This is a genomic window from Pseudomonas sp. NPDC090208, from assembly GCF_044746785.1.
Taxonomy (GTDB): Bacteria; Pseudomonadota; Gammaproteobacteria; order Pseudomonadales; family Pseudomonadaceae; genus Aquipseudomonas.
Genome location: NZ_JBIVCU010000015.1, coordinates 38,837 through 64,334, shown reverse-complemented (window position 1 = coordinate 64,334; position 25,498 = coordinate 38,837). Strand labels below are relative to the sequence as shown.

Genomic DNA, 25,498 nt, shown 5'->3' with positions numbered 1-25,498 from the left:
TTCGATGAAGGCGGCGTGATCAGTGGGTTGGGTGAGTCGTCGGGACGTGGACACACGGCCCGCCCGGCATCGCCGTCAGGGTGCCGGCAGCGACGTCGATGGCGACGGTGACCAGGGTCTGGTACTGGTCGGCCTGACTGTTCGGGTCGGGGTGGCAGCACACGGCGCCGGTGCTGCCCAGATGGCTGTGCATGGCCTGCAACAGCGTCGCGACGCTGAGGTCCTGGCGGTTGCGCAGGCGTCGGCTCAGCACGTCGTGGCGCACCAGGGTGTCCGGGTACACCGGCCATTCGGTGTCGCCCTCGGCGGCTTTGCGATCAAGAAAATGGTTGGTGTGCACCAGCAGGCCGTCGGTGCCGGGGAACACGAACGCCGGGCCCTGCGGATACAGCTCCACCGACACCGCACCGCCCTCGCCGTCCTTCGAAGCGACCACGGTCAGCACGCTGGAAGCGGAAAAATCGACGGCAGCCAGCAGTTGCAGGGCGTCGTTAAAATCGCCGGTGCTGTCGAGCATCCAGCGCGAGGCCACATGCACCGGCACGCCGATGCGCTGACCGTCGAGGCGGTGATGGAGGATGTTGAAATGCACGCCGATGCCACGGTTGTTGACGCCGATCTTGCCGACGATGCCGTACTCGGTGACGGTGGTGGTCAGGCGCCCGTCGGCATGGGGGATTTCCCATTGCAGCCACTGGCTGGCGAACTGCGAATACCAGTCCCAGGTCTGCAGGGTCAGCGGTGCCGCCCTGGCCGGGTCGACATGCACGACCGTGGAGCATTCGCCACGTAAGGTCGCCCCCAGATACGCGAGGATTTCCGTGCGCGCATTGATGGCGCCGATCTCGCGGACATCCACCCCGCTGCCCTCGGCCATGCCGCGAATCTCGTCGTGCAGCGGCGCGGCGAAGGCCTCGATCTGCGTCAACGCTTCGCTGCCCAGGGCCAACAGGTCGACACGGCGACCGGCGCTGCGCTGGAACAGACCGCGATACGCCTCGACCGACGCGCGGATCTGCACAGCGTGGCATTCGCCGAATTCACGGCCGCGGCCAAACGGGTCGGTGACGGTGGAACGAAAGACGTAAGTCATGTGCGGCGCCCCTCTGCAGCTTTCGGCAACGGCGCAGCGTTCAAGAACGGCGCGACATGGGTCGCCACCTCGTCCAGACGGGCGAACCAGACGTCACCGTCGCTGACCAGCCGCTCGACGAAGCGCTCCAGTTGTTCGAAGCGCGCCGCCCGGCCGATCACTTCCGGGTGCATGGTGAAACTGGTGTGGCGACCGTCGCGGCGGGCCGACTCGTACTCGGCCAGCCAGACATCGGTCAGCGTACGTGGATGGGTGTAATTGCCGCCGTTGTCGATGCTCCAGCCGAACATCGGCCAGTCATCCAGCGACCAGTGCACCGGCAGCTCGATGATCGACTGGCCGTTCCAGTGCTCGATGTAGGGACGGTCATCGCCCATGCAGCTGGAGTCGTACTGGAAACCGTGCTGGATGATCAGCTCGAAGGTTTCCGGGGTCAGTTCCCAGGACGACGAGCGATAACCCGCCGGTTTCGGCGCACCGGCCTCGCGCAAGGCGGCCAGGCCACGCTCCATTTCATCTAGTTGCTGCTGGGGCGATGCCTTGTCGCTGCGCAGGTGCATGTGGCCGTGATGGCCGACTTCGTGGCCCGCCTGCAGCAGACGCTCGACCAGCCACGGGTTGTGTTCGGCGGTGTGACCCGGCACGAAAAACGACGCCTTGATCTGATGTCGTGCCAGCAGTTCGAGAATGCGTGGCACGCCGCGATTCACGCTGAAACGGCCTTCCGAAAGGCTGGTCAGGCGGCGCGCAAACGTCGGGCTGTCGCCGAGAAATCCGGCTTCGCCATCCACGTCGAACGTCAGGGAGACGGCCACGGGGCTACGGTTCGGCCAGGCGAGGCCAAACGAGTTATCGGTACTCATCGGGTGTTCCTTTTTACAGGGGTTGTACGTGGGCTGAACTGAGCCCGTACCTAACGTTTACGGGTGCGCAGGCTGCGCTTGCGTGCGGTCCTGCATGCGGCGCAGCCGGTATATGACCTGGGAGATGGCGAGGACGGCAATGGCGATGCCGACTTCCTTGTAGCTGCCGTAGCCGGTGATCGACGAACTGGTCATGCCGACGATCAGGATCAGCCCGTCGAACACCGCCAGCGCCGAGGCGATGGCGATCCAGCGTCGTGGCAGGCGAATCGGCCGCGGCGTGTCCGGCTGGTCCTTGCGCAGCACCACGAAACCGGCCACCGCCAGCATGTGCGCCAGTACGTAACCGACGTTACCGGCGACGATCACCGCCAGCGCATTGCCGACGAACAACACCAGCGCCACGTTGATTGCCAGCTGCACGGTGACCGCCCGGGCCGGCACGCCATTGCGGTTGAGCACGCCGAACTGGCGCACGGTCAGACCGTCCCGCGAGCTCTGATACAACGCGCGGGCCGCGTCGGCGGTGCCCATCACCGAGAGCACGAGGATGCCGGCGATCAACACCAGCGTGATCGCAGCCGCACCGCCGCCGAGCAAGACTTGCGCACCGGCCTGGAGAAAGCCGTTGGGCTGGCTGGCCAGGGTCTGTTCACCGAGCAGGCCGGCCAGGCCCAGCGGCGTCAGGGTGAAGACCAGCAGCAGGATCAAGGCCGAAACGCGCAAGGCTTTGCGGGTATCACGCACGGTGTCGCGGTATTCCGGGATGAACGACGCGGCCGCTTCCACCGCGTACGCCGACCAGGCCATGACGAACAACCAGGCCATGATCGTGCGCAGCCCTTCCACTCCGCCGGGGATCCGCCAGGTGAACGACGCGCTGCTCCACAGATGGGACGCAAAGGCGCCGCTGCCGAAGATCACCACCGGAATCATCAGCAGCACACCGGCCAGGGTGATGAGGATCATGGTGAAACGCAGCTCGATCATGCTCAGCGCCCAGGACACCAGCGCCACGCCGAGGGCAATCAGTTTCGGCAGATCGAGCTGAATCACACCGAGGTCCAGCACGTAAGTCGCTTCGGGCCAGAACTGCTCGGTGAGGATCTGCGACACCGCCAGGCCCCAGATCGCTGGCGCCGTGGCCCAGGCGAACCAGTAGGCATAGGTCGCCAGCGGGCCGAGTGCGGGGAAGCGCTTGCTCCAGGCTTCGTTGGCATACAGCGCGATACCGCCGGATTTGTGGCTGAACATCGCGCCCATTTCCGAGTACACCCAGTTATGCAGCGCCGCCACCGCCGCGATGCTGGCCCACAAGGCCACCGCCGCCCAGGCACCGATGGCGCCCATGGAATAGCCCAGGCCGACAAACAGCGCCGCAGGCAGGCTGAGGGTAATGGCGACGCCATCCCACCAGCGAATGGTCTTCTCGAAACCCTGATCCGGCCCGTGGCCGTTGGTGCTGTCGTGCATGGCGCTCACCCCTCTCGCTGTATTTTTGTAACAACTTGCGATGAGTCAATGTTAATCATCTTTTCTGCGCATTAGCACTTATTTTTTGCAGTTAAATTGCGCATTGCGCGATATATGTCGCTATTGAATACGCAATGCGCCATTGCAGTTCGGATGCTACAAAATCGCGCAACGAACGCAACCCATGCGCCATGAGGGTTTCACGGGAAAAAGCGCAAAGCGCCCGCGCCATTGGGGTGCGCAGGGTTTGTCGCAAATGGATAAGTGACAGGAGAGGTCATCACCTGCAGAGGTTCTGCCGGGGTCAGATGACGACAAAAGCGGGGAATTTGTGGCGGTGAGAAATCGTGCGATGCGCAGCAATCAGGCGGATTTTCTGCGCAGCATCATGGCTGCGCAGAACGTTGCCAGAAACGGATCAAGGCTCCAGATCGGCGCCCGGAATGGTGAAGCGGATCTTGTGCACTTTGACTTCCTGCATCAGCCGCACCTCTTCGACACCCGGCAACGCACGGATTTTCTGCTTCAGCCGCCACAGGCTGTCGTTGTCGCGGCACAACACCTGCACACAGATATCGGCGGTGCCCATGGTCGTCGACAGGTAACTGACTTCGGTCCAGCGCCCCAAGGTGTCGACTACGCGCTCGTGGTCCTGCGGGGTGACGTTGACGAACATCAGCGCCAGCTTGGCGTCGCCCAGCTTGGCCGGGTTGGTGAAGGCCAGAATCTGCAGGATGCCCTGATCCTGCATGCGCTTGACCCGCGTACGCACCGTGGCCTCCGGCACCGAGAGATTGCGCGCTACTTCGCGAAACGGGCGGCGGCCGTCTTCCTGCAATTCACGGACGATGTCCAGGTCCAGCGGATCGAGTTTTGACATTGGCATAGAGGAGCTTCCGGGCAGTGTCCGACGGCACGGGCGCAGACGTCGGACAAAGATCGAAGGCTACCAGATATGCCCAAGCGGCTGGAATGGCGTGCTCGGGCAAACGCAGTATCAAGCGCGAGGGCTGGCCAGACCCGCTTTGCTCTGATCGACGGCCACTGGATCGGCCGCGTCATCGCCCAGGTCGTCGATTTCCAGCCGATTCAGCGGACCGACGATCACCAGGTAGGCGAACGCACCAAGCAGGCCCATGGCGGCGACGTAGATCAGTGCCGAGTCGAACGAGCCCAACTGATTGACCAGCAAGCCGATGGCAATCGGCGTGACGATGCTGGCGATGTTGCCGCAGAAGTTGAACATGGCGCCGCTGATGCCCATGGCGCGTTTCGGCGACACGTCGCCGACGATGCACCAGCCCAGGTTGCCGACGCCTTTGGCGAAGAAGGCCAGGGACATGACCGCGATCACCAGCGGAATCGACTGGGTGTAGTTGGCGACGACGATGCTGCTGGACAGCAACAGGCCGCAGATGATCGGGGTCTTGCGCGCGGCGGTCAGGCTGAAGCCCTTTTTCAGCATCCAGTCCGACCACACACCGCCGATCATGCCGCCCAGGCACCCGGCAATCGGCGGGATCGCCGCCACCAGACCGACCTTGAGCATGGTCATGCCCTTGGCTTCGATCAGGTAGGTCGGAAACCAGGTGAGGAAGAACCAGGTGATCGAGGTCAGGCAGAACTGGCCCAGATAGACACCGAGCATCATGCGGTTGCCGCCGATGGCCCGGGCGCGCTTCCAGCTGAACGGCGTCTTGACGTCGCCGATGTTGGGCAGGCCGCCACCGGCTTCGATGTAGTCGATTTCCGCCTGATTGACCCGTTTGTCCTTGCGCGGCTCGTGAACCATCTTGAACCACAGCAGGCCGATCAGAATGCCCGCCCCGCCCGTCCAGAAAAACACATGCTGCCAGCCGAAGCTGTTGAGCAGCAGCACCATCAACGGCGTGAACGCCGCCAGCGCGAAATATTGCGCCGACTGGAAAATCGCCGTCGCCAGGCCGCGCTCATGGCGTGGAAACCACATCACCGTCAGGCGGTTGTTGGCCGGAAAGGCTGGCGATTCGGCCACGCCCATCAAAAAGCGCAGCACGAACAGCACGACAAAGGCCGAGCTGAACAGATCGACATAGCCCTGCAAATACGTCAGCGCCGACCAGATGATCAGGCTCATGCCCAGGACGATGCGGGAACCGAAGCGGTCAAGAATGATGCCGCCCGGAATCTGCATGCTGGTGTAGGCCCAGCCGAACGCCGAGAAGGCGATGCCCATGGTCACGGCATCGAAACCCAGATCTGTACGCATTGAAGGGGCGGCAATCGACAGCGTGGCGCGGTCGACGTAGTTGAAAACCGTCACGATGAAGATCATCGCGAGGATGAGATAGCGAATATTGGTCTTCGCCACGGCCTGCGCTGTGTGAGTCACTATTATTTTCCTTATTGTGCTGTGTGGCGGCGGATCCTTGCCGGTTTGCTCCTGATACCTGCAATGACGCTTTATGATTGCGCAATCATCGCAAATCAAAAAAAGAGGCACGGCTCTGGAGAGCCTGTGACCTCGGAGCGGATAGTACACTGATTGCGCAATCATTCAATCCGTCGCCTGTCGCATTTCCATCATTCGCGCGCTATCAAGGGCATCTGCGTGTAGCGCATTCGACATCGCAGTTGCCGCCAAGCTGGATGCCACCGACCGTTCACACTGGTGCGGAGCGTGATCTGCGCGGTCTGGAAATAGCATCGCCCACTCAATTTTTTTTCAACCTGTTGCTTGACTTCTCTTTTTTAATCAGTAAGATAGCCCTCATTCCGCGATAGCTCAGTTGGTAGAGCAAGTGACTGTTAATCACTGGGTCCCTGGTTCGAGTCCAGGTCGTGGAGCCAAACGAAATATGAAAAAGGTCAGCGTAAAGCTGGCCTTTTTTCGTTTCTGGGCCCCTTCGCTCCAGACGTCGGTGCCGCTTTACCCTTTCGTCCCCCTCCCCTCACAGAATGTGTAAAACACTCTGTGTCAGACCATGGTTCAGAGCTGATAACTGAAGCTCAAGGTAAAGCGCGGGTTGCGGTTGAAGCTGTCCAGGCCGATATCCGACATGGGTTTGGCCGCCTCCAGGGCAATGTTGTAGTAACGGCCGTCACCAAAGCGCACCCCTACGGCAGACGATGACAGTTTTGAATCCTGCAGCGGCAGGTCGTTGAACCAGGTTCGAGCGGCGTCGAATACAACATAGGGCTGCAGCACCTTCACCCAACGGCCATCACGCTGAAAGCTGTAGTTGACCTCGTACGCGACACCCCAACCTTTGTCGCCGGACGCCTGATCGGTCGGGTAGCCACGACCGAAATTCTGTCCGCCGAACTGGGCGCGCTCGCTGTCGGGCAACGTGTCGTTGCTCCAGTAGAGCGCGGCTGAAAATACACCCTGCCAGTGTTCGAAAAACGTGTCGCTCTGCACGCCCGAGAGCCGCGCCCGGAAAAAGTCCAGGTCATAGCTGTTGTCATCGGTCCTGGCACCCATGCCATCGATACCTCGATACAGCCCTGCACTGAGGATGCGCAGTTGTCGGTCGGCGGTCTTACGCCAATCACCCTCGATGGCGAGTGCGCGGATGTCGGTGCGGGTGTCAACGCTCAAGGGAAAACCCACCACGTCATAACGCGACGTGTCATTGACCGCGTACAGGCGCGCACCGAGGCTGAGCCATTCTTTTTGCGCGGCGATCAGCGGGTGGCTGACGCCGATGGAAAAGCGGTCGTTGTCTCTGCGTTGCCGCAACTCAAGGCCGTTGTCCAGCGCGATGCGTGTGTCCGGTTCGCTGCGGTAGTGGGCAGCCGAGGCGGTCAGTTGTGTCCCTTCGGCATTGAGGTACTGACTGTAATCGAGCCGGTAGTAGCGCTCCTTGTCGTCGCCCGGGGGAAACAGGCCGCTGACGGTCACCTGCTCGGCCATCGCTGTCTGGGCGTTGCTGCTGACGCCCAGCAACGCCTGTGTCCCTTCACGATTGTCGTCGGTCATGCTCAACGTGCTGGTGAACGGTTTTCGGGTGGCCTGGGCGATCAGCGTGGTCGCGCCGTCGGTGGTGCCGGGCGGCGGAACCTGGGCCTGCAAGGTCACGCCGGGGACGCGGCTCATGAGCGCGGTGTAACGCTCGAAGGTCTTGCGGGTCAACGGACGTTCCTGACGGATCTTGTCCACCAGCTTCTGCAGGTAAGCCGAACTGGGGCCGATGTCACCGTCGAGCCGATAATCACGGACGTAGCCCTCCACCAGCACCACCCGCACCAGCCCGTCTTCAAACCCTTGGGGCGGCAAAAACGCATAGGACAGCAGATAGCCGTTGTCCTGATAGCGCCGGGTGATGCCCCGGGTCGCTTCGATCAGTTGCGCCATGCTGACCTCATGGCCCAGCAGCGGCTGATAACTCGCCCCCAACTCCTTCAGGGGGAAAACGGTTCCGCCCTCAATGCGGATTTTGCGCACCATCACCTGGGTGTTCATCATCAGTGGTGCGGCATTGGCGGGCGGTGTCGGCACCTGCAAGGCCGGGGACGACGGGCGATAGGCATCGGCCGGCAGGTTGGGCACCGGCAACGTGCGTTCCCGATCATTGCTGTTGAGGAAGCTGGGCAGCGGTTCTGCCTGCACGAGTAACGGCACGACGGCCACACTGCAGAGCAACAGGGAAACACAAACACGCATAGGGCACTCCTTTGGCCTACAGCAGCGGCGTTGCATCGCGGGCAACAAGGCAGGAGAGCGTCCGGCTTTCCTGCCTGAAACAAGCCTGGGCGCTGGGTGTAACTCACCCGTGCAGCACGCCCATGGAGAAGCGCTTCAGCGCCGGCACCGACCACGCTGGCCGCAGCATTACTTGCGACTGGCCAACCCGCCACCCAACGTCCCGGTGACGCCATTGAGCACGCCACCCAGACCACCACTGACGCCGCCAGAACCCTGCACCGCGTTACCGACCTGCGTCACGGTATTGCCGACCGTGGTGACCGTAGTACCGAGCGTACTCACCACCGGGTTGCTACTGGCGGCATCGATCTGCGTACCCAGATTGCCGACCGCGCCACCCACCTGAGCGACCAGGCCATTGATCGGGCCTCCAATACCGGAAGCAGTACCCACTTGCTGGGTCACGCCCACGACGGTATTGACCACAGGTGCCACAGCGGCGCCAACGTTGCCGGTCAACGCCGCCACGGGCGCAGCGATGGCGGTGTTAGGCGCGCCGGCGCCACCCAGCAGCGTATTGGTCGAAGCGACCGTGCTGCCCAGCGCGCTGGTGTTGAGGCCAGCTGCGCTCACCAGACCATTGCTGCTGCCTGCATTCAACCCGTTACCTGCGCCAGCAACCACGCCACCCACGGCAGGAATCAGACCACCCGCCGCAGCGCCACTGCCGCCATTGCCATTGCCCGCCAGGTAACCGCCGGCCGTCCCGGCAACGTTGCCCAACCCGCCCAGCGAGCCGCCAAGACCCGAGGTGACCGGACTGTCACCGCCGGCATTTTTGACCGCGCCACCCAGATTGTTCAGGCCAGTCTTGGCGCTCTGCAAAACACCGTTGACCGGCGCGCCGAGCCCCGTGGCGGTGCCGACATTCGCCGTGGTCGACTCCAGCATCGCCACCACCGGCACCAGGTTGTTGCCGACGCCTTGGGTCACATTACCGAGAGGCCCCGCGGTGCTGGCAACGCTCAACGTGTCACCCAGCATGGTGACCCGTTGCCCGACCTGATCGACCAACCCACCCGCGCGGTCGACGACGTTTCCAACCAGCGGGACTTGTTCAATGGCCGAGGTACGCGCAAATGCGGACACTCCGCCACCCAGCGCCGAAACACCGCCGCCCAGATCGCCTGCGGTAGTGCCCACACTGGCGACGGTTGTACCCAAGGCATTACCGTCTGAACCCAGGTTGCCCAGGCCGTCGCTCACGCCGCTGCCGACACTGTTGACGGCGGTGCCGACCGAGGACACCAGCCCACCCACTCCGGCGCTCAGTGCCGTGGTGCGCGCCAGCGGGATCGCACTGACGGCATAACCCACACCCACCACGACATCGCCCACCTGGCCGACCGTGTCACCGAGTCCGCTGACGACCGCCGGCGTCACCAGTGTCGTGGCGGTTGGCGTCGTCGGTGTGGTCGGCGTGGTGGGCGTGGTGGGCGTACCTGGATTGGTCGGCGTCGTCGGCGTGCCGGGATTGCTCGGTGTCACCCCGCCGCCTCCACCAGCGACGCCGTCCCCGCCGCTGCTTCCTCCCGTACCGCCGCCAGCAGTACCATCACCCGCGCCGCCACTGCCACTGCCATTGCCATTGCCACCATCGCCGCCGCTGCTGGTACCGCCAGTAGCATTGTCGGAGCCGGACGAACCGTTCACATGACTTTTCGAGCCGCCGCCGCCACTGCTGCAACCGCCCAGGCTGACAGCGAGCATCAGGGCCAATATCGAAGAAATGAGTAAAGGTCGAGTTTTCATGTCGAGAATCCTTTCAACCACGATTGCGTGATATTCCAAAGAGGCGCAAAAGCGCCTGACGTGGCGATCATCACAACCCCCAGACCCGTATTAAACAATCCACGACTTGGTGTTAATCACTTGTGTATGTCGCGTTTAGCACGCACCTTTTGAAAAGGTTCACCCCTGAAAAATCGATGAATTGGCCGTTCTCAGGGAATTGCGCTGGTGAGTCGCTATGCTTGGACTACTACCGGAACGGATCAGGCAGATTGCGCACACCGTCCACGGTTCTGGTCCGTCAGGGATAGACGATTGAACAAGGAACGATCTCCAAACGCCCGTGAAGTTGCCATCCCCCTCAGGCCCAAAAAGGAGCCCGCCATGACCACAGTCGATCGCCTGAGGTATTTGCGCATTGTTCTGGTTCTGGCTGGCCTTGCGTGCCTGGCGCTCTACCCGCTTATGTTGTTCTGGCCGTCCGGTTGGGCCTGGCACACCGGTCACTCGGACTACCCGATGATGATCGTTGGCATCTACGCCACACTTGGCGTGTTCCTGATCCTGGCCGCGCGTGATCCATTGGCGAATCTGAGCCTGATCTGGTTCACCGTCTGGTCCAGTGCCGTACACGGGGCCGTCATGACCGCCCAGGCGCTCACCCAGCCGGAGCAGATGGGGCACTTGGCAGGTGACGTGCCGGCGCTGTTTATCGTTGTGGTTGCATTGGCCATCTTGACGCCGCGCTCGCGATTGGCGGATTGACCCGGGACACGCGACGGGGTTCAAGCGCGCGGTGGGTTCTTGAGGGTCGGGACGAAAATCGCTGACGCAGGGCGACCCGCGAGCTGGCCGCGATCGTTTCAGCCCCTGAAATGCTCAATTACGCGACATGCCATTTTGCTGCTACGACTATTGGAGGAGGATTCACCCACCCCCTCATCGAGGTCGTCGTCATGCAAGAACCGTCAAAAGAGCTTGAACCGTCGCCATGGCACGAAGGCGAGTTACGCCTGCAGCGCAGCGTCGGTGCGGTCGAGCGGATGGTCAAGCCGGGCAAGCTGCAGATGGCCCGCGACTGGTTGCCTGATCAGCATCGCGAGTTCTATGCGCAGTTGCCCTTTGTGGTGCTCGGTAGCGTCGATCCACAGGGCGATCCCTGGGCGACCTTGCGCGCGGGTCAGCCGGGGTTCATGCACTCGCCCGATCCGCGCCAGTTGGCCTTTGATCTGCCGAGAGAGCCTGCGGACCCGGCGGACGTCGGCATGCAGGACGGCGATGGTATCGGCATGCTCGGCATCGAGTTGCACACCCGGCGCCGCAACCGGCTCAACGGTGTTGTGCGGCGCACAGGCGACGACGGCTTTGACATCATCCCGACCCAGTCCTACGGCAACTGCCCGCGCTACATCCACCTGCGCCGTTACGCCTTCGATGACACGCCGCCGGGCGAGGTCAGCCAGTCTGAAGTCTTGAGCGAGCAGGACATCGCGACCATCACGGCAGCGGACTCGTTCTATGTCGCCTCCTACGTGGTGCGTGACGGTGAACGCCAGGTCGATGTGTCCCATCGCGGCGGCAAGCCGGGTTTCGTGCGGGTCGACGAGCACGGCGCACTGACCGTGCCGGATTTCAACGGCAATCTGTTCTTCAATACCCTCGGCAACATGCTGATCAATCCGCGCGCCGGGCTGGTGTTCGTCGACATGCGCAGCGGCGATCTGCTGCAAATGACCGGGCGCACCGAAGTCATCCTCGACTCGCCAGAGACCCTGGCTTTCATCGGCGCGGAGCGCATGTGGCGCTTTTTCCCCGAGCGGGTGATACGGCGACCCGGTGGCCTGCCGCTGCGCTGGGTCGACATGGAGGACGGCACCTCGCCCAATGTGCTGATGACCGGCAGTTGGGAAGACATGGCGCTGCGCCTGAAGGCCGCCGCGCTGCAACAAAGCTGGCGCCCGTATCGGGTGATCGACATCGTCGACGAGAGCGAGACCATCCGCTCGTTCCACCTGCTGCCCGATGATGGCGTGGGTGTACCGACCCGCCTGGCCGGGCAGCATCTGCCCATTCGCATCACCCTCGCCGGCCACGACAAGCCACTGGTGCGCACCTATACCCTGTCCGGCGCGCCGACTGACGACGTGCTGCGCATCAGCGTCAAACGTGAAGGTCTGGTCTCCAGCCATCTGCACGATCACATCGAAATTGGCGATCTGATCGAGGCCCGTGCCCCGGCCGGCGTGTTTACTGTCGATCCATCGGTGCGCCGCTCGGTGGTACTGCTCGCCGCCGGGGTAGGCGTGACGCCGGCGCTGTCCATGGCCCGGCATCTGGTGCACGAGGGCAAACGCACCCAGTATCGGCGGCCGACCTGGGTCTTTCAGTCCGCCTCCACCCTGGCGCAGATGCCCTTTCAGGAGGAGTTCGCCGCCCTCGCTGCGGCCTCTGACGGCAAGCTGCACTACGTGCGTGCGCTGAGCCACATCGAAGGTGCCGAAAAAGGTGTGGATTACGACTACGAAGGCCGGTTGAACGTCGGTTTGCTGCGCGAGCAACTGCCATTCGATGACTACGACTTTTACCTCTGCGGCCCGCAGGGTTTCATGCAGCAGATGTACGACGGTCTGCGCGCACTGGACATCAACGATTCACGCATCCACGCCGAAGCCTTCGGCCCCTCCAGCCTGCAACGCACCGGCAACAACAGCCAGCCGGTGGTGGAGCTGGCACCGGTCTCCAGCGAGTCGGTGGCGGTGATGTTCATGGCCTCGACCAAGGAAGCTCGCTGGAATCCGGGCGATGGCTCGCTGCTGGACCTGGCCGAGCAGCGCGATCTGGCGCCGCCGTTCGGCTGCCGTGGCGGCTCCTGCGGCACCTGTCGGACCAACATCCTGCAAGGCGCCGTGACCTACGCCCAACCACCGGAGTTTCAGGTTCCGGCCGGCGAGGCGCTGATCTGTTGCGCTTTTCCTGCCGCAGGGACGGAGCCGCTGCATCTGGAGCTGTGAACGCTGGCAAGCCGGACGGCTACGGGTCAGTGAAGATCACCGCGATGGCTTATGGCCGTAGGCCGTAGGAGCGCGCTTGCCCGCGAATGCGTCACTCCAGACAACGCTGTGTCGACTGCCCCACCGTCTTCGCGAGCAGGGCTCCCTCCCACAAAAAACACAGCGGTTCGGTGTGAATCCCCTGTGGGAGCGTGGCTTGCCCGCGAATGCGCCGGTCCAAACCCTGCAGGTATGCCTGACACGACGCCTTCGCGGGCAAGCCCGCTCCCACAGGTTCTGCGTATGTCACCGACTTGGCGGACAACCAGCCCTCCGTAGCAGTCCGGCTTGCCGGCGGCAGCGATCATGCGGACGCCACCGCCGGCAAGCCGGACTGCTACGGGCCAGCGAACACCCTTGTTTGCTTCTGGCCGAAGGCCTTAGGAGCGCGCTTGCCCGCGAGTGCGTCAGTCCAGACAACGCCGTCGTCGACTGACCCACCGCCTTCGCGAGCAGGGCTCCCTCCCACAAAAAACACAGCGGTTCGGTGTGAATCCCTTGTGAGAGCGTGGCTTGCCCGCGAATGCGCCGGTCCAAACCCTGCAGGTATGCCTGACACGATGCCTTCGCGGGCAAGCCCGCTCCCACAGGTTCTGCGTATGTCACCGACTTGGCGGACAACCAGCCCCCGTAGGAGCGCGCTTGCCCGCGAATGCGTCAGTCCAGACAACGCTGTGTCGACTGCGCCACCGCCTTCGCGAGCAGGGATCCCTCCCACAAAAAACACAGCGGTTCGGCGTGAATCCCTGTGGGAGCGTGGCTTGCCCGCGAATGCGCCGGTCAAGACCCTGCAGGTATGCCTGACACGACGCCTTCGCGGGCAAGCCTGCTCCCACAGGTTCTGCGTATGTCACCGACTTGCCGGATAACCAGGCCTCCGTAGCAGTCCGGCTTGCCGGCGGCAGCGATCATGCGGACGCCACCGCCGGCAAGCCGGACTGCTACGGGTCAGTGAACACCGCCGCGATGGCTTCTGGCCGGAGGCCGTGGGAGCGGGTTCAGGCTCAGCGTGCCGAACCGGCGTTACGCCGCGCTGGTTCCGCTTCGTGCAGGTAGCGGGTAAAGGTTTCCGGTGGCGCGGTCATGCCCTGACGGGTCAGCACCAGGCCCACGGCGCCACGGTGATAGCAGCCATGGGTGATGACGTGCAGGAGGATTTCTTCGCGCGTCATGCTGCCCTGCTTGCCATCGGTGAAGGCGAAGTCGATCTGCTCGGCCAGTTGCTCGGCGGTCAGCGCGCTGACGTAGTCGATCCACCAGGCATCGAGTTCAGCGATCTGCGCCTGCAGTTCCGCCAGCATCGGCGTTTCGACGGTGTTGGCGGCGACGTAGCTGTGTGTCGCGCCGGTCAGGTGCGCCTTGAAGATCTGGTCGACCACGTAAGTGTGGTTCATGGTGCGGATTGCGGTCATACCATCGAGTTGAGTGGCATCCAGACCCGACTTCGCCAGCTCGGCGAGGATTTCCCGATTGGATTTCGCCTTGAACTTGAACAGTGCTGCGTACATATAGAACCTATTCCTGCTGTACAAAAACGTGAGAGAAACCGGACGTCGTCGCGATCACGCCGAGGCCATATCGCGGCTCTGGGCCAGGGTCGGATAATCGGTGTAACCCTCTGCCCCGCCGCCTTGCAGCGTGTTCATGTCCAGCGGGTTGAGTTCGGCACCAAGGCGGAAGCGCTCGACCAGATCCGGGTTGGCGGCGAACAGACGGGCAAAGGCGATCATGTCGACCTTGTCGCTGGCGACGGCTTCATCGGCCTGGGCGAAGTCATAACCGTTGTTGCCGATCACCGGGCCATAAAACAGGCCACGCAGCTTGCGGAAATCCAGGCCCGGCACGTCGCGGGTCTGCAGCAGCTCGCCTTCGGCGAAATGCAGGTAGGCCAGGCCGTAGCGGTTCAGTTGCTCGACCAGATGCGTGTACAGCGCCTGCGGGTTGCTGTCGCGGATATCGCCGTAGGTCGACAGCGGGGACATCTTCACGCCGATCTTGTCCGCACCCCACACCGGGATCAACGCCTCGACGATTTCCAGCAGCAGACGGGTGCGGTTTTCCACCGAACCACCGTAGCGGTCGCTGCGCTGGTTGGTGCCGTCGCGCAGGAACTGGTCCAGCAGGAAGCCGTTGCCGGCATGCACTTCGATGCCGTCGAAGCCGGCGGCCTTGGCTCGCACGGCAGCCTGGACGTATTGCTCGATGATCCCCGGAATTTCTTCAGTGGTCAGCGCACGTGGCTCCGGCACGGCCTGCGGACCGGTGTCGGTGTAAACCTCGCCGTTCGGGCGGATGGCCGAGGGTGCGACCGGCTGGGCGCCGTTCTCCTGCAAGTCCGGATGGGACATACGCCCGCAGTGCCACAGCTGCATGAAGATCACGCTACCGCCGGCATGCACACGCTTGACGATGCCGGCCCAGGCTTGCACTTGTTCGGCGGAATAAATACCCGGCGAATTGCGGTAGCCCTTGCCCTGGCGAGAGATCTGCACGGACTCGGTAATGACCAGACCGGCACCGGCGCGCTGGCCGTAGTACTCGGCCATCAACGCAGTCGGCATGTCGTCGGCGGCAGCGCGCATGCGCGACATCGGCGATTTGACGATACGGTTGCGCAGTTGATACGGGCCAACTTGCAACGGGGTAAACAACGGGCTTTGTGAACGCGGGTCAGGCTGCGACATATCAATCTCTGCAAATAAGTCCATGCAACAGGAAATGCTTGGGCACGGTAATCACGGTTTGAGAACGTTTGAATCAGGAACACCCGAGCCCGTTATCGACAAATCATCGGGCTCGTTTATCCAGCGAGTACGGAGTGCGCAATTCAAAAGCAACAACTTCGATGTCCGAACTCGCTGTCAGCGCAACTCGTTACTTGGTCTTGGCGAAGTCAAACGGGCCTTTCGAGGTGACAAAGAACAGGCATTCGGTTTGCGAAATGCACTTGGTGACATGGGGTTCACCGCCCTTCTGATACCAGTAGGAACCCGGTGCCAGAGGATGATCGGGCGAGGTAGTGGTCGGTTCGTTCGCGACCACGCCGTTGATCACCACACCATAATAGCTGTAGGTGTGAGTGTGCAGCGGGCTGGCGGTATTGCCTTCCATCTTGATGAAGTTACTGTGTGCGCCCGCAGCAGGATCACCCCAGCCATTGGCAATCGTCAGGCCTTCCTTGTTTTGATAGAAGTGCATCTGGGTAACAGGCACGACAACCGAGGTGCCTTCTGTTGCATCAGTGGCGGCAAAAGCGGCAGGCGCCATAACGGCCGCAGCCAGAAACGATACAAGTGCATATTTGCGAGCAGTCATGTTCAGATCCCTCAAAAAGTTTGAGAAGTGTTGATTTCCGGCAGAAGTGCCATAGGGATCAGTTTCAGATAGGACAGCTTTTTGCGGAATATCCAAATCTGGCAATGCACAGTTTCATGCAACGAAACGGTTCCACCGGCCGCGTCGAACGTTCGGCAAGCCCCGCTGGACAGCCTGTCGGATATCACGCTTTGGTCTAATCCACATTTCCCGCATTTCATGAGAATGAGCCAGACATCCTGAACATCCGCGCCGCTACTATTACCGACAGCGCAACAGTGATTTATAAGAACTCCGGTTTAACCCCTGCCGTTTTCGCTCTACATTGCTGCCACTTCCAGCCACTAACCAGCGAGATTAAAAACATGAATCACTACTTCGGTGTTTCTACCCTGCTTGTCATGGCGTTACTCTCTGCCCCGGCAACTTATGCGAATGAATCTGGCGCCTTTGTCGCGCAAAATGCGCAGCGTCACGCAGAATGGATCGCGGCACAGAAAGAAAAACGGGAGATGATCGCAAATACCAATGAAGCCAAGTCGTCGGCCGCTATTGAAAAAGCCCAGGCAGCTACTGTTCAAAAGTAATGATGTCTTTGTTTATTCAACGGTCAATAACAGCGTTTAATTTTCTGTTTACCGTAAAATTCCGCAACACCGCCCCGGGCCATCGCCGACCGCGTCAATCCAGCATGTCGTGTCGACCTGCCCCCCGGAGAATGCGTTGGCAAGGCACTCATCTATAGCGCATGCGGACACATCGCCGGGTGCGCCCGCAGGCCAGCGACCATGAAGTCGACAAAACTCCGGACCCGCATCGAAGCCCTGCGCCGCTCTCGGTAAACCACATGTACGGGTAATGTCGGCAATTCGAAAGATTGCAATACGCGCTGCAGGCGTTCGTTCTTCAAGCATTCATACAATGGATAACTCAAACAACGTATCAACCCCGCACCATTGGCCGCTGCAATAATGGCTCCCTGGACGGTGGAGGAACTGAGTGTTGAAGGGGCTCTGACGTTGCACAGTTCTCCCTGATTCAGAAAGTCCCAACTCACCTTGCTGCGCATTCCTTCGGTCGCAATCAATCGGTGACGGTGCAGATCTTCAGGTACCTCGGGTACGCCATGCGCCAAAAAGTATTCCGGGCTACCACACACCACGGGACAGACTCGTCCGACAGGGCGTGCGATCAATGACGAGTTCGGCAAATCGCCGACCACGACGGCGACATCCAGCTCTTCTTCATGCATGTTGGGAAAGCGGTCACTATATTGCGCAAGCACCCTGACGCCTGGATACGCTTCCATGTAACCGGCCATCAACGGGGTCATGACGTAGTGACTGAACAGCAGCGGCATCAGCACCGTCAGATTGCCTTGTGCCTCGGCATGGAGTCCTCTGGCGGAGGCCTCTGCTCGCTCGACGTCCTTGATGATGCGAGCGCAGTCCGCCATGAAAGCCGCCCCCACGGAGGTCAGTACAATCCCCTTCGTGCTTCGATGCAGCAGGGGCACGCCAAAATCCGCTTCCAGCCGGGCAATGGCGCGAACAACCGTCGGCCTAGACACCTTCAGTCTGGACGCTGCCGCTGCCAGGCTCGGTTGTTCGGACAAGGCTTCAAACATGAGCATCTCATGGTACCGACTCATCACACGCCCTCTGCGGTGCGGGACTGAAGCGCCGCATCCCGCCCCAGCCGCTCGGCAAGAAAATCCACGAAGGTATGAATTTTCGCCGGCACCCGGTTGCTCTTCTGATGCACCACCTGGATGGGTAGCGCAGCGGGCTCGAACTCTTGCAGCACCACCTCCAGCGCACCCGACGCCACCAGACTGGCCACCTGATAAGAAAGCACCCGGGTGACTCCCCATCCGGAAGTGGCGATATTGATCGCCGCCTGATTGGCGGTCACCACCAGACGCGGTTCGAGGCGAACGTTCAGCTCCTGCTCACCCTGACGGAATTGCCAGTCGCTCAGCAAATGACTGGCTGACGACATCACGATATTGGCCGAATCCAGATCGGCGGGATGACGCGGCTTGCCACACCGGGCGAAATAGGCCGGTGCTCCGCAGATCACCTGCCGCACCTCGCCGACCCTGATCACCTGATGGTTGGCATCCGCCAGGTGCCCGATGCGGATCGCGACATCCACGCCCTCCTCCATCATGTTCACCACCCGGTCGACCAACATCACATTGAGATTGACGGTGGGAAAAAGATCGACGTATTCCGCCAGCAGCGGAGCGATGTACTGCTCGCCGAACAGAACGGGGGCGGTCACATTCAAATGGCCGCGAGGCCTGGAGTAACTGCCTGCCGCCGCCTCTTCGGCTTCGTCGACCTCATTGAGGATTCGTCGGCAGTCTTCCAGATAACGCTGCCCCGCTTCCGTCAGATGCAGGCTACGCGTGGTCCGCGCCAACAGCTGCGTGCCGATTCGCTCCTCCATCGCGGCAATCACTCGCGTCACGCTGGGCGGCGAGATATTCAGACGACGGGCAGCAGCAGCGAACCCCTCCTCTTCGGCCACGGCGGTGAACACCTGCATTTCCTGAAACCGGTCCATAAGCAACCCTGTCATGTTGAGAGGGTCGCGGTTGTTCACCCCACCCAGTGTGTAAAAACAGTAAGCCCGCCCTCCAACGGAAGGCGTGCCTGACTTCTCGACTCGCCCTCCCTGGGAAATCCGGCTGAGCGGAGGTGCACCGACTGCCCACCTTCGCCCGGTCCGTGACTGTTCAAATCAGGCCCAGTGGTCTAGGCGCCTCCCCCATCATCCCGACTCCTCGTCAGGCACGGAATGACCAGGAATCGCAATCCAGCATTTCTAAACGCGAAATAATCATCGCCGACCGTTGGCACCGGATGTGCTCTGGTTGCTTGACGAAGCAAGGCCTCGACTCATCGCCGCTTCGAGCCTCACCGGAGACAGGTCTGCCCGCCAATACCGCTCGGCAAACCATCTTCAATGATCAGAACTTCATTCCCAGAGGCGCTGACAACGTCGTTGCCGTTCGAGTTGGCGCCGATCTTTCCCCAAAGCAGGAAGCCCCGAAGAAAGCAAAGCTGACGATCGTCCGGCAACCACTCAGCATGAAAGAACGTGTGTGCTGGCCTTACAGGCAGGGCAGTATCGAATCCCGAAACTGCCGCGCCTCGGTGGGGTTCAAGCATCGGAGCTGAAGGGCGCAGGGATGAACTGGTCAAGACGCGTCCGGGCTGACAACCGCTAGATCGTGTTGAAATAGCAATGCGCTGCGGTGCTCACCACCGATATCCGCTTCTCGATCGCTCGCCCCTGGTAATCACGGGCGATGCGCACGATCTGCAGCAGCGCCGCGCCCTCTTTTACCCCTAAAGCCTCGCTCTGCACGGCATTGGCGTGGATCGCCACGATACGCTCGTCGGCATGCGCGACGGTCGCGCCGAAACGGTGCTGGTACAGGTGATACAGGGTGTTGGGAAGCACCTCCGGCTGCCGCTCCAGCCCCAGAAAACGCTCGGCACACACCACGATGTCTTCATGGATCGTCGCCTTGCCGTCCAGTTCTCGCGTGCGCGAGATGTGGATGACTTTGGCACCGGCGCTCAAACCCAGATCCTTCGCCTCTTCCGCGCTGGCCTTGCGCAGGGTGCGCCCCAGCACCATGGACACCGGCATGCTGCGCCCGCCATCCATCCGCGAAATATTGAAGAAGCGAAACAACGCCTGATCGGCATCGTGGGTGGCCACCGAAGTGCCTTTGCCCTGCTGGCGTACCACCACGTTGTCGGCCATCAGCTCGTTCAGGGCCTTGCGCAACGTCCCCACACTCACGCCATAGGTTGTCGCCAGCGCCGCCTCGCTGGGGATGAACGTGCCCGGCGACCATTCCCCTGAGCTGATGCGTTCCATCAGCAGATCCTTGATCTGTCGGTACAGCGGCTGGAAGTTCGGCGCTTTGAAATCGGCGGGCATGGTTTCGTTCATGGCGGTCAGTCATCAAATGGTGAATGCCCGAAGTATAACCCGAAAACGAAAAAAACTATTCCTCCTTGACTATCCTGCATCCTATGTCCTATACAGGACTTAAGGTAGATGAGTGACCGTCAATGAGGAGAACAACAATGAGCATTGATTTTGTCGTTCACGACGCTGATGACGCTGTTGGCGTCGTTGTCGTCGAGGGCGTGAAGGCAGGACAGAAGCTGACCGGCTGGGTGATGGACCAGGACAAGACCCTTGAATTCATGGTCAAGAGCGACATCCCGATCGGGCACAAGCTGGCCATCCGCGATCTGCAGGAAGGTGACACCGTCGTCAAATACGGTGTCGACATTGGCCGCGTGATCAAGCCAATCCGCGAAGGCGAACACCTTCACGTCCACAACGTCAAAACCAAACGGTGGTAAGCATGGAACTCAACGGACGCACTTTCATGGGGTACCGCCGCGACAACGGTCGTGTGGGCATTCGCAACCACGTGATCATCCTGCCGGTGGACGACATCTCCAACGCCGCCGCCGAGGCGGTGGCAAACAACATCAAGGGCACGCTGGGTCTGCCGCACCCTTACGGTCGCCTGCAATTCGGCGAAGACCTTGAACTGCATTTCCGCACCCTGATCGGCACCGGCTGCAACCCTAACGTCGCGGCGGTGGTGGTGATCGGCATCGAACCGGGCTGGACCAAGCGTGTCGTCGACGGCATCCGCGCCACCGGCAAGCCGGTCGAAGGCTTCTGGATCGAGCAGAACGGCGATCACAACACTATCTGTGCCGCCTCACGCAAGGCCCGCGAGTTCGTGCAATACGCCACCGAGCTGCGTCGTGAAGAATGCGACATCAAGGAACTGTGGGTTTCGACCAAGTGCGGCGAGTCCGACACCACCTCCGGCTGCGGCGCCAACCCTACCGTTGGTAACGCGTTCGACAAGCTGTATGCCAAAGGCTGCACGCTGGTGTTCGGTGAAACCTCCGAGCTGACCGGCGGTGAGCACCTGGTGGCGGAACGCTGCGCCACATCTGCCGTGCGAGAGAAATTCCAGTTCATGTTCGACCGCTACAGCGCCATGATCGACCGCTGGAAAACCAGTGACCTGTCCGAGTCGCAGCCGACCAAGGGCAACATCGAAGGCGGTCTGACGACCATCGAGGAAAAAGCCCTAGGCAACATCCAGAAGATCGGCCGCAAGTGCCGGGTCGACGGAGTGCTAGACAAAGCCGAGGAGCCCACCGGCCCGGGACTGTGGTTCATGGATTCCTCGTCTGCCGCCGCCGAGATGGTCACGCTGTGCGCGGCCTCCGGTTATGTCGCGCACTTCTTCCCCACCGGCCAGGGCAACGTGATCGGTAACCCGATTCTGCCGGTGATCAAGATCTGCGCGAACCCTCGGACATTCCGCACCATGGGTGAGCACATCGACGTCGATGTGTCCGGCCTGCTGCGCCGGGAAATCAACATGGACGACGCCGGCGACCGCCTGCTGGACATGCTGATGCGCACAGCGAACGGCCGCTTCACCGCCGCCGAAGCCCTGGGCCACCGCGAGTTCGTGCTGACCCGCCTGTTTGAGAGCGCCTGACGCACCGCGCCGTTGCCCTTGCCGGGCAACGGCGCTTTTCCTCTTCCCCTTCGCTGTTCCCGCTTTCAAGAAGTACGTCTCACAACAACCATAAATGGAGACCTTCATGAATCAGCTCGCCGCTTGCGCACGTCCCTCTGCCGGCTTCTGTCTTCGACGACCGTCGTGATCAGGCCGGTGCATCTGCACTCCAAAAGACAAAAACAACACCTGTTGCCCCTGCCTTGGTCCGCGCGATCGACGTGGGGCCTTCGCTCATGGAGAGACACCCGTGAAAATCCTCAAGAACCTTTATGTTCAGGTCGTCATCGGTCTGATCGCCGGCATCCTTCTGGGCTACTGCTGGCCCTCGGTCGGGGTGGAAATGAAACCCTTGGGTGACACGTTCATCCGCCTGATCAAGATGCTCATCACCCTGGTGATTTTCTGCACCGTCGCCATCGGCATCGCCCGCATGGAAAGCCTCAAGGAGTTGGGCAAGGTCGGTTTCAAGACGCTGATCTACTTCGAGGTCATCACCTCCATCGCACTGCTGCTCGGCATGGTCATCGCCAACCTGGTCCAGCCCGGCGCCGGCATGAACATCGACCCTGCCAGCCTGGACTCCGGTGCAATGTCGCAATACCTCACACAGGTGCACGCGCAGGAGTCCTCCAGCCTGCTCACGCAACTGGTCCCCAGCTCGGTCGTCGGTGCTTTCGCCAGCGGCAACCTGCTTCAGGTCCTGCTGTTTTCGGTGTTGTTCGGGGTGGCGCTGTCGGGGATGTCCCGGCGTAGCCGTCTCGCGGCGCGGGTGATCGAGCAGTTCGGCGAAACCCTGCTGCGCATCGTCAGCATGATCATGTGGCTGGCGCCGATCGGTGCCTTCGGCGCCATGGCGTTCACCATCGGTCAGTACGGCATCAGCGCACTGCAGCAGATGGGCTTGCTGATCGTCTGCCTCTACGTCTCCTGCCTGTTGTTCGTGGGCATCGTGCTGGGGTCGGTGAGCTTTGCCTGCGGCGTGAACATCTGGTCGCTGGTCAAGTATTTCCGCGAGGAACTGTTGATCGTGCTGGGCACCTCGACCACCGAATCCGTGCTGCCGCGACTGATGCAGAAGATGGAACTGCTGGGGTGCGAGAAGTCGATCGTCGGCCTGGTGCTGCCGACCGGTTACTCGTTCAACCTCGACGGAGCGGCGATCTATCTGACCATGTCCTCGCTGTTCCTGGCTCAGGCGCTGAACATCGATCTGTCCTGGAGCCAGCAGATCAGCCTGCTGGTGATTCTGCTGATCACCTCCAAGGGTGGTGCAGGCGTGGCGGGTGCGGCGCTGATCGTGTTGACCGCTACCCTGGCCAGCCACGACATCATTCCCGTCGCGGCGATTACCCTGATTCTGGGCATCGACCGGATTCTCAACGAAGTGCGCGCCCTGACCAACATGATGGGCAATGTCGTCGGGACCCTCGCCATCGCCCGCTGGGAAGGCAAACTTGATCTGGCAAAGGCGCGTGCAGAACTGGCGGCACCCCGCAAACTGAATCCGGCGCCCGATGCACAGACCAGCCTGAGCCGATCGTCCTTGAATCTCCCGGAGAAAAAACTGTGAAACCATCGATCACATGGAGCCCATCATGACAGTCCCTATCACGGTTCAAGACGCCTACGACCTGGCACTGACTGCGCTGGTTCATGCCGGCATGCCCGCCACGCCCGCACGCAGCTGTGCCAAGGCATTGCTGCTCGCCGAACAGGACGGCCTGCCTTCCCACGGTCTCTCCCGCCTGCCCTTCTACCTCGACCAGATGGCCAGCGGCAAGGTCGATGCTCAGGCGGTACCGCGCATCGAGCTGGACGGCGCCGTGGTACGCGTGGATGCCGCAAACGGCCTGGCCTTCGCGGCCATCGATGCGGGTCTGGATGCCGCCATCCCCGTGTGCAAACGGTCGGGCATCACCGCACTGTCGATTTCCAGGTCACACCACTTCGGCGTCGCCGGCCAGCCCGTGGAGCGCGCGGCACAGGAGGGCCTGCTGGCACTGGCCCTGAGCAACGCGCCGGCCGCAATGGCGCCCTGGGGCGGGCGCACGCCATTGTTCGGCACCAACCCGATCGCCTTCGCCTCGCCGCGCCTCAATGGCGAACCCTTGGTGATCGATCTGTCGCTGTCCAAGGTCGCGAGGGGCAAGGTCATGCTCGCGAAAAAGGCCGGCAAACCGATTCCGTCCGGCTGGGCCATCGATGCGGACGGCGCAGACACCACCGACCCGGATGCCGCGCTCGCAGGCAGCATGGTGCCCATGGGCGACGCCAAGGGGGCGGCGCTCGCCCTGATGGTCGAATTGCTGACGGCAGGGCTGGCGGGCAGTCATTTCGGCTTTCAGGCCACCTCCTTTTTCGATGCAGAAGGCGAAGCACCGGGGGTGGGCCATTTGCTGCTGCTGTTTGATCCCGAACGTTTTGGCAGAGGCTATCTGCAGCATGTCGAGGCTCTGTTTCTGGCGATGCTGGCACAACCGGGCGTGCGTTTACCGGGTCAGCGCCGCGCGATGGAGCGTCTGGAACGTAGCGAGTTGATCAGCCTGCCCCAGGCGTTGATCACTGATTTGCAAAGCCGCTGCTGAAACTGAAATGCAGTGCCATTGCTGGCACTGCATTTTTCGCAAGACCAGGGGACGACCGCCCGGCTCGGAACCGGGCGGTCAGCCTTGAATCAGTGCCCTGGCACCAGCACCAGCTTGCCGGACGCGGTGCGTTGTTCGTGCAAGTCGGTGAAGGCTGTTGCACCCTCACTCAGGTGGCGGGTTTCGACCCATTCCAGATCACCGAACGCGCCCTCCTCCAGCGCAGCCACCGTGGCGTACATGTCGGCCATGCTGTAGGTGTAGGTCCCCAGCAAAGAAACCTCGGCCAGCGTCAGCTTGCGCATGTCGATCTCACTGGCCCAGTCCTGCAGGCCGATGTGCATGATGACGCCCCCCGGCTTGACGGCGCTCAGGGCCGCGTTGCGGGTGGCCTTGGCGCCCACCGCGTCGATGACGTAGTCGTATGCGTTTTCTTCAGCCGCTGTCTCCAGTGGATTGAACGCCTCGCAACCTGCGTGTTTCCACGCCGACTCGCGCCGAAGCGGATTGACTTCGGCCATGCTGACCCGGCGACAACCGTAGGAGCGCAACAACAAGGCAGCCAACAGTCCCACCGCACCGCCACCGATGATCAATGTGCGCACCTCCGGCAGTGGCCGGGCCAGCACGCGCATCGACAGGTTTATGGCGTGCAGCGCGGTCGCCGCAGGTTCGGTGATCGCCGCATGCAGCAATGACAGCCCTTCCGGAATCGGAATCACCGACGCCGCTGGAATGGCCAGGTACTCGGCGAATGCACCGGGGCGGGTCATGCCGATCATTGTGCGGTTCTCGCAAAGGTTGTCACGACCTTGCCGGCAGAATGCGCAGTAGCCACAGGTGATCAACGGATTGACCGTCACGCGCTGCCCGACCGCCAGCCGCGGCGCGGCGCTTTCCATCACCGTGCCGGACAGCTCATGCCCCAATACCAGTCCCGGCAGACGACGGGGATCGTGGCCATGGAAAGCATGCATGTCAGAACCACAGATTCCGGCTGCCGCCACTTTGATGATCACCTCGCCTGGGTGCAATTCGGGGTAGGGTCGATCTTGCAGCTGCATTTCCAGAGGTTGCGTGTACACAAGCGCTTTCATGATGATTCCTT

General features: G+C 61.8%; 22 protein-coding genes and 1 tRNA gene. 8 read left to right on the top strand and 15 right to left on the bottom strand.

Annotated elements, in window-relative coordinates; all coding sequences use genetic code 11:
• Window positions 1–19: 19 nt before the first annotated feature.
• The 5 genes from ACIPL0_RS22940 to ACIPL0_RS22920 form a co-directional block, all read right to left on the bottom strand.
• The gene (locus ACIPL0_RS22940; RefSeq protein WP_400599711.1) at window positions 20–1,093 is read right to left on the bottom strand and encodes a C45 family autoproteolytic acyltransferase/hydolase; all 1,074 of its coding nucleotides are present in this window, start codon (window positions 1,091–1,093) and stop codon (window positions 20–22) included.
• The gene (locus ACIPL0_RS22935; RefSeq protein ID WP_400599712.1) at window positions 1,090–1,956 is read right to left on the bottom strand and encodes a polysaccharide deacetylase; all 867 of its coding nucleotides are present in this window, start codon (window positions 1,954–1,956) and stop codon (window positions 1,090–1,092) included. Before ACIPL0_RS22935 ends, ACIPL0_RS22940 begins: the two co-directional genes overlap by 4 nt.
• Before the next feature lie 57 nt (window positions 1,957–2,013).
• Window positions 2,014–3,429, bottom strand: a complete 1,416-nt coding sequence (locus tag ACIPL0_RS22930; RefSeq protein WP_400599713.1) for an APC family permease — start codon at window positions 3,427–3,429, stop codon at window positions 2,014–2,016.
• A gap of 418 nt (window positions 3,430–3,847) precedes the next feature.
• Window positions 3,848–4,315, bottom strand: a complete 468-nt coding sequence (locus ACIPL0_RS22925) for an Lrp/AsnC family transcriptional regulator (RefSeq protein ID WP_400599714.1) — start codon at window positions 4,313–4,315, stop codon at window positions 3,848–3,850.
• Window positions 4,316–4,426: 111 nt separating this feature from the next.
• Entirely contained in the window at window positions 4,427–5,743 is a 1,317-nt protein-coding gene (locus tag ACIPL0_RS22920; RefSeq protein ID WP_400599766.1) for an MFS transporter, read from the bottom strand.
• Window positions 5,744–6,182: 439 nt separating this feature from the next.
• Between ACIPL0_RS22920 and ACIPL0_RS22915 the strand changes: the two genes are divergently transcribed.
• Window positions 6,183–6,258 (top strand) — tRNA-Asn (locus ACIPL0_RS22915).
• A gap of 139 nt (window positions 6,259–6,397) precedes the next feature.
• Here the strand turns inward: ACIPL0_RS22915 and ACIPL0_RS22910 are convergent.
• Complete coding sequence (locus ACIPL0_RS22910) at window positions 6,398–8,074, bottom strand: ShlB/FhaC/HecB family hemolysin secretion/activation protein (protein ID WP_400599715.1); 1,677 nt, start codon at window positions 8,072–8,074, stop codon at window positions 6,398–6,400.
• A 168-nt stretch (window positions 8,075–8,242) separates the two neighbouring features.
• Window positions 8,243–9,868 carry a collagen-like triple helix repeat-containing protein gene (locus tag ACIPL0_RS22905; protein WP_400599716.1) on the bottom strand — a complete coding sequence of 542 codons (1,626 nt, stop codon included), beginning with the start codon at window positions 9,866–9,868 and terminating at the stop codon, window positions 8,243–8,245.
• A 363-nt stretch (window positions 9,869–10,231) separates the two neighbouring features.
• Here ACIPL0_RS22905 and ACIPL0_RS22900 point away from each other — a divergent pair, with 363 nt between their 5' ends.
• Window positions 10,232–10,612: a DUF6632 domain-containing protein gene (locus ACIPL0_RS22900; RefSeq protein WP_400599717.1), complete on the top strand. Its 381-nt coding sequence runs from the start codon at window positions 10,232–10,234 to the stop codon at window positions 10,610–10,612.
• 191 nt (window positions 10,613–10,803) lie between these two features.
• A complete protein-coding gene (locus tag ACIPL0_RS22895) occupies window positions 10,804–12,858 on the top strand; it encodes a pyridoxamine 5'-phosphate oxidase family protein (protein ID WP_400599718.1) in 2,055 nt (684 codons plus the stop codon).
• 1,043 nt (window positions 12,859–13,901) lie between these two features.
• Here the strand turns inward: ACIPL0_RS22895 and ACIPL0_RS22890 are convergent.
• The 3 genes from ACIPL0_RS22890 to ACIPL0_RS22880 form a co-directional block, all read right to left on the bottom strand.
• Window positions 13,902–14,405, bottom strand: coding sequence for a DinB family protein (locus ACIPL0_RS22890; RefSeq protein ID WP_400599719.1), 504 nt, complete (start codon window positions 14,403–14,405; stop codon window positions 13,902–13,904).
• A gap of 54 nt (window positions 14,406–14,459) precedes the next feature.
• On the bottom strand, window positions 14,460–15,581 hold the full coding sequence (locus ACIPL0_RS22885) for an alkene reductase (protein ID WP_400599720.1): 1,122 nt from the start codon (window positions 15,579–15,581) through the stop codon (window positions 14,460–14,462).
• A 190-nt stretch (window positions 15,582–15,771) separates the two neighbouring features.
• Entirely contained in the window at window positions 15,772–16,212 is a 441-nt protein-coding gene (locus ACIPL0_RS22880; RefSeq protein WP_400599721.1) for a DUF4437 domain-containing protein, read from the bottom strand.
• Between the two features lie 365 nt (window positions 16,213–16,577).
• Here ACIPL0_RS22880 and ACIPL0_RS22875 point away from each other — a divergent pair, with 365 nt between their 5' ends.
• Entirely contained in the window at window positions 16,578–16,799 is a 222-nt protein-coding gene (locus ACIPL0_RS22875) for a hypothetical protein (RefSeq protein WP_400599722.1), read from the top strand.
• A 152-nt stretch (window positions 16,800–16,951) separates the two neighbouring features.
• On the opposite strand, the gene ACIPL0_RS22870 is transcribed toward ACIPL0_RS22875, so the two are convergent.
• The 4 genes from ACIPL0_RS22870 to ACIPL0_RS22855 form a co-directional block, all read right to left on the bottom strand.
• Window positions 16,952–17,863, bottom strand: a complete 912-nt coding sequence (locus ACIPL0_RS22870; protein ID WP_400599723.1) for a LysR family transcriptional regulator — start codon at window positions 17,861–17,863, stop codon at window positions 16,952–16,954.
• The gene (locus ACIPL0_RS22865) at window positions 17,863–18,783 is read right to left on the bottom strand and encodes a LysR family transcriptional regulator (RefSeq protein ID WP_400599767.1); all 921 of its coding nucleotides are present in this window, start codon (window positions 18,781–18,783) and stop codon (window positions 17,863–17,865) included. Before ACIPL0_RS22865 ends, ACIPL0_RS22870 begins: the two co-directional genes overlap by 1 nt.
• Before the next feature lie 353 nt (window positions 18,784–19,136).
• Window positions 19,137–19,424: a hypothetical protein gene (locus ACIPL0_RS22860; RefSeq protein WP_400599724.1), complete on the bottom strand. Its 288-nt coding sequence runs from the start codon at window positions 19,422–19,424 to the stop codon at window positions 19,137–19,139.
• Between the two features lie 22 nt (window positions 19,425–19,446).
• Window positions 19,447–20,175 (bottom strand): GntR family transcriptional regulator, encoded by a 729-nt coding sequence (locus tag ACIPL0_RS22855; protein WP_400731610.1) that lies wholly within the window; start codon window positions 20,173–20,175, stop codon window positions 19,447–19,449.
• A gap of 149 nt (window positions 20,176–20,324) precedes the next feature.
• Between ACIPL0_RS22855 and ACIPL0_RS22850 the strand changes: the two genes are divergently transcribed.
• From ACIPL0_RS22850 to ACIPL0_RS22835, 4 genes are all read left to right on the top strand, one after another.
• Entirely contained in the window at window positions 20,325–20,609 is a 285-nt protein-coding gene (locus tag ACIPL0_RS22850; RefSeq protein ID WP_400599726.1) for a UxaA family hydrolase, read from the top strand.
• A gap of 2 nt (window positions 20,610–20,611) precedes the next feature.
• Window positions 20,612–21,781, top strand: a complete 1,170-nt coding sequence (locus tag ACIPL0_RS22845) for a UxaA family hydrolase (protein ID WP_400599727.1) — start codon at window positions 20,612–20,614, stop codon at window positions 21,779–21,781.
• A gap of 271 nt (window positions 21,782–22,052) precedes the next feature.
• On the top strand, window positions 22,053–23,375 hold the full coding sequence (gene dctA / locus ACIPL0_RS22840) for a C4-dicarboxylate transporter DctA (RefSeq protein ID WP_400599728.1): 1,323 nt from the start codon (window positions 22,053–22,055) through the stop codon (window positions 23,373–23,375).
• A gap of 25 nt (window positions 23,376–23,400) precedes the next feature.
• A complete protein-coding gene (locus ACIPL0_RS22835) occupies window positions 23,401–24,390 on the top strand; it encodes an Ldh family oxidoreductase (RefSeq protein ID WP_400599729.1) in 990 nt (329 codons plus the stop codon).
• 89 nt (window positions 24,391–24,479) lie between these two features.
• Here ACIPL0_RS22835 and ACIPL0_RS22830 read toward each other — a convergent pair whose 3' ends face one another.
• The gene (locus tag ACIPL0_RS22830) at window positions 24,480–25,487 is read right to left on the bottom strand and encodes an alcohol dehydrogenase catalytic domain-containing protein (protein WP_400599730.1); all 1,008 of its coding nucleotides are present in this window, start codon (window positions 25,485–25,487) and stop codon (window positions 24,480–24,482) included.
• Between the last annotated feature and the right edge of the window lie 11 nt (window positions 25,488–25,498).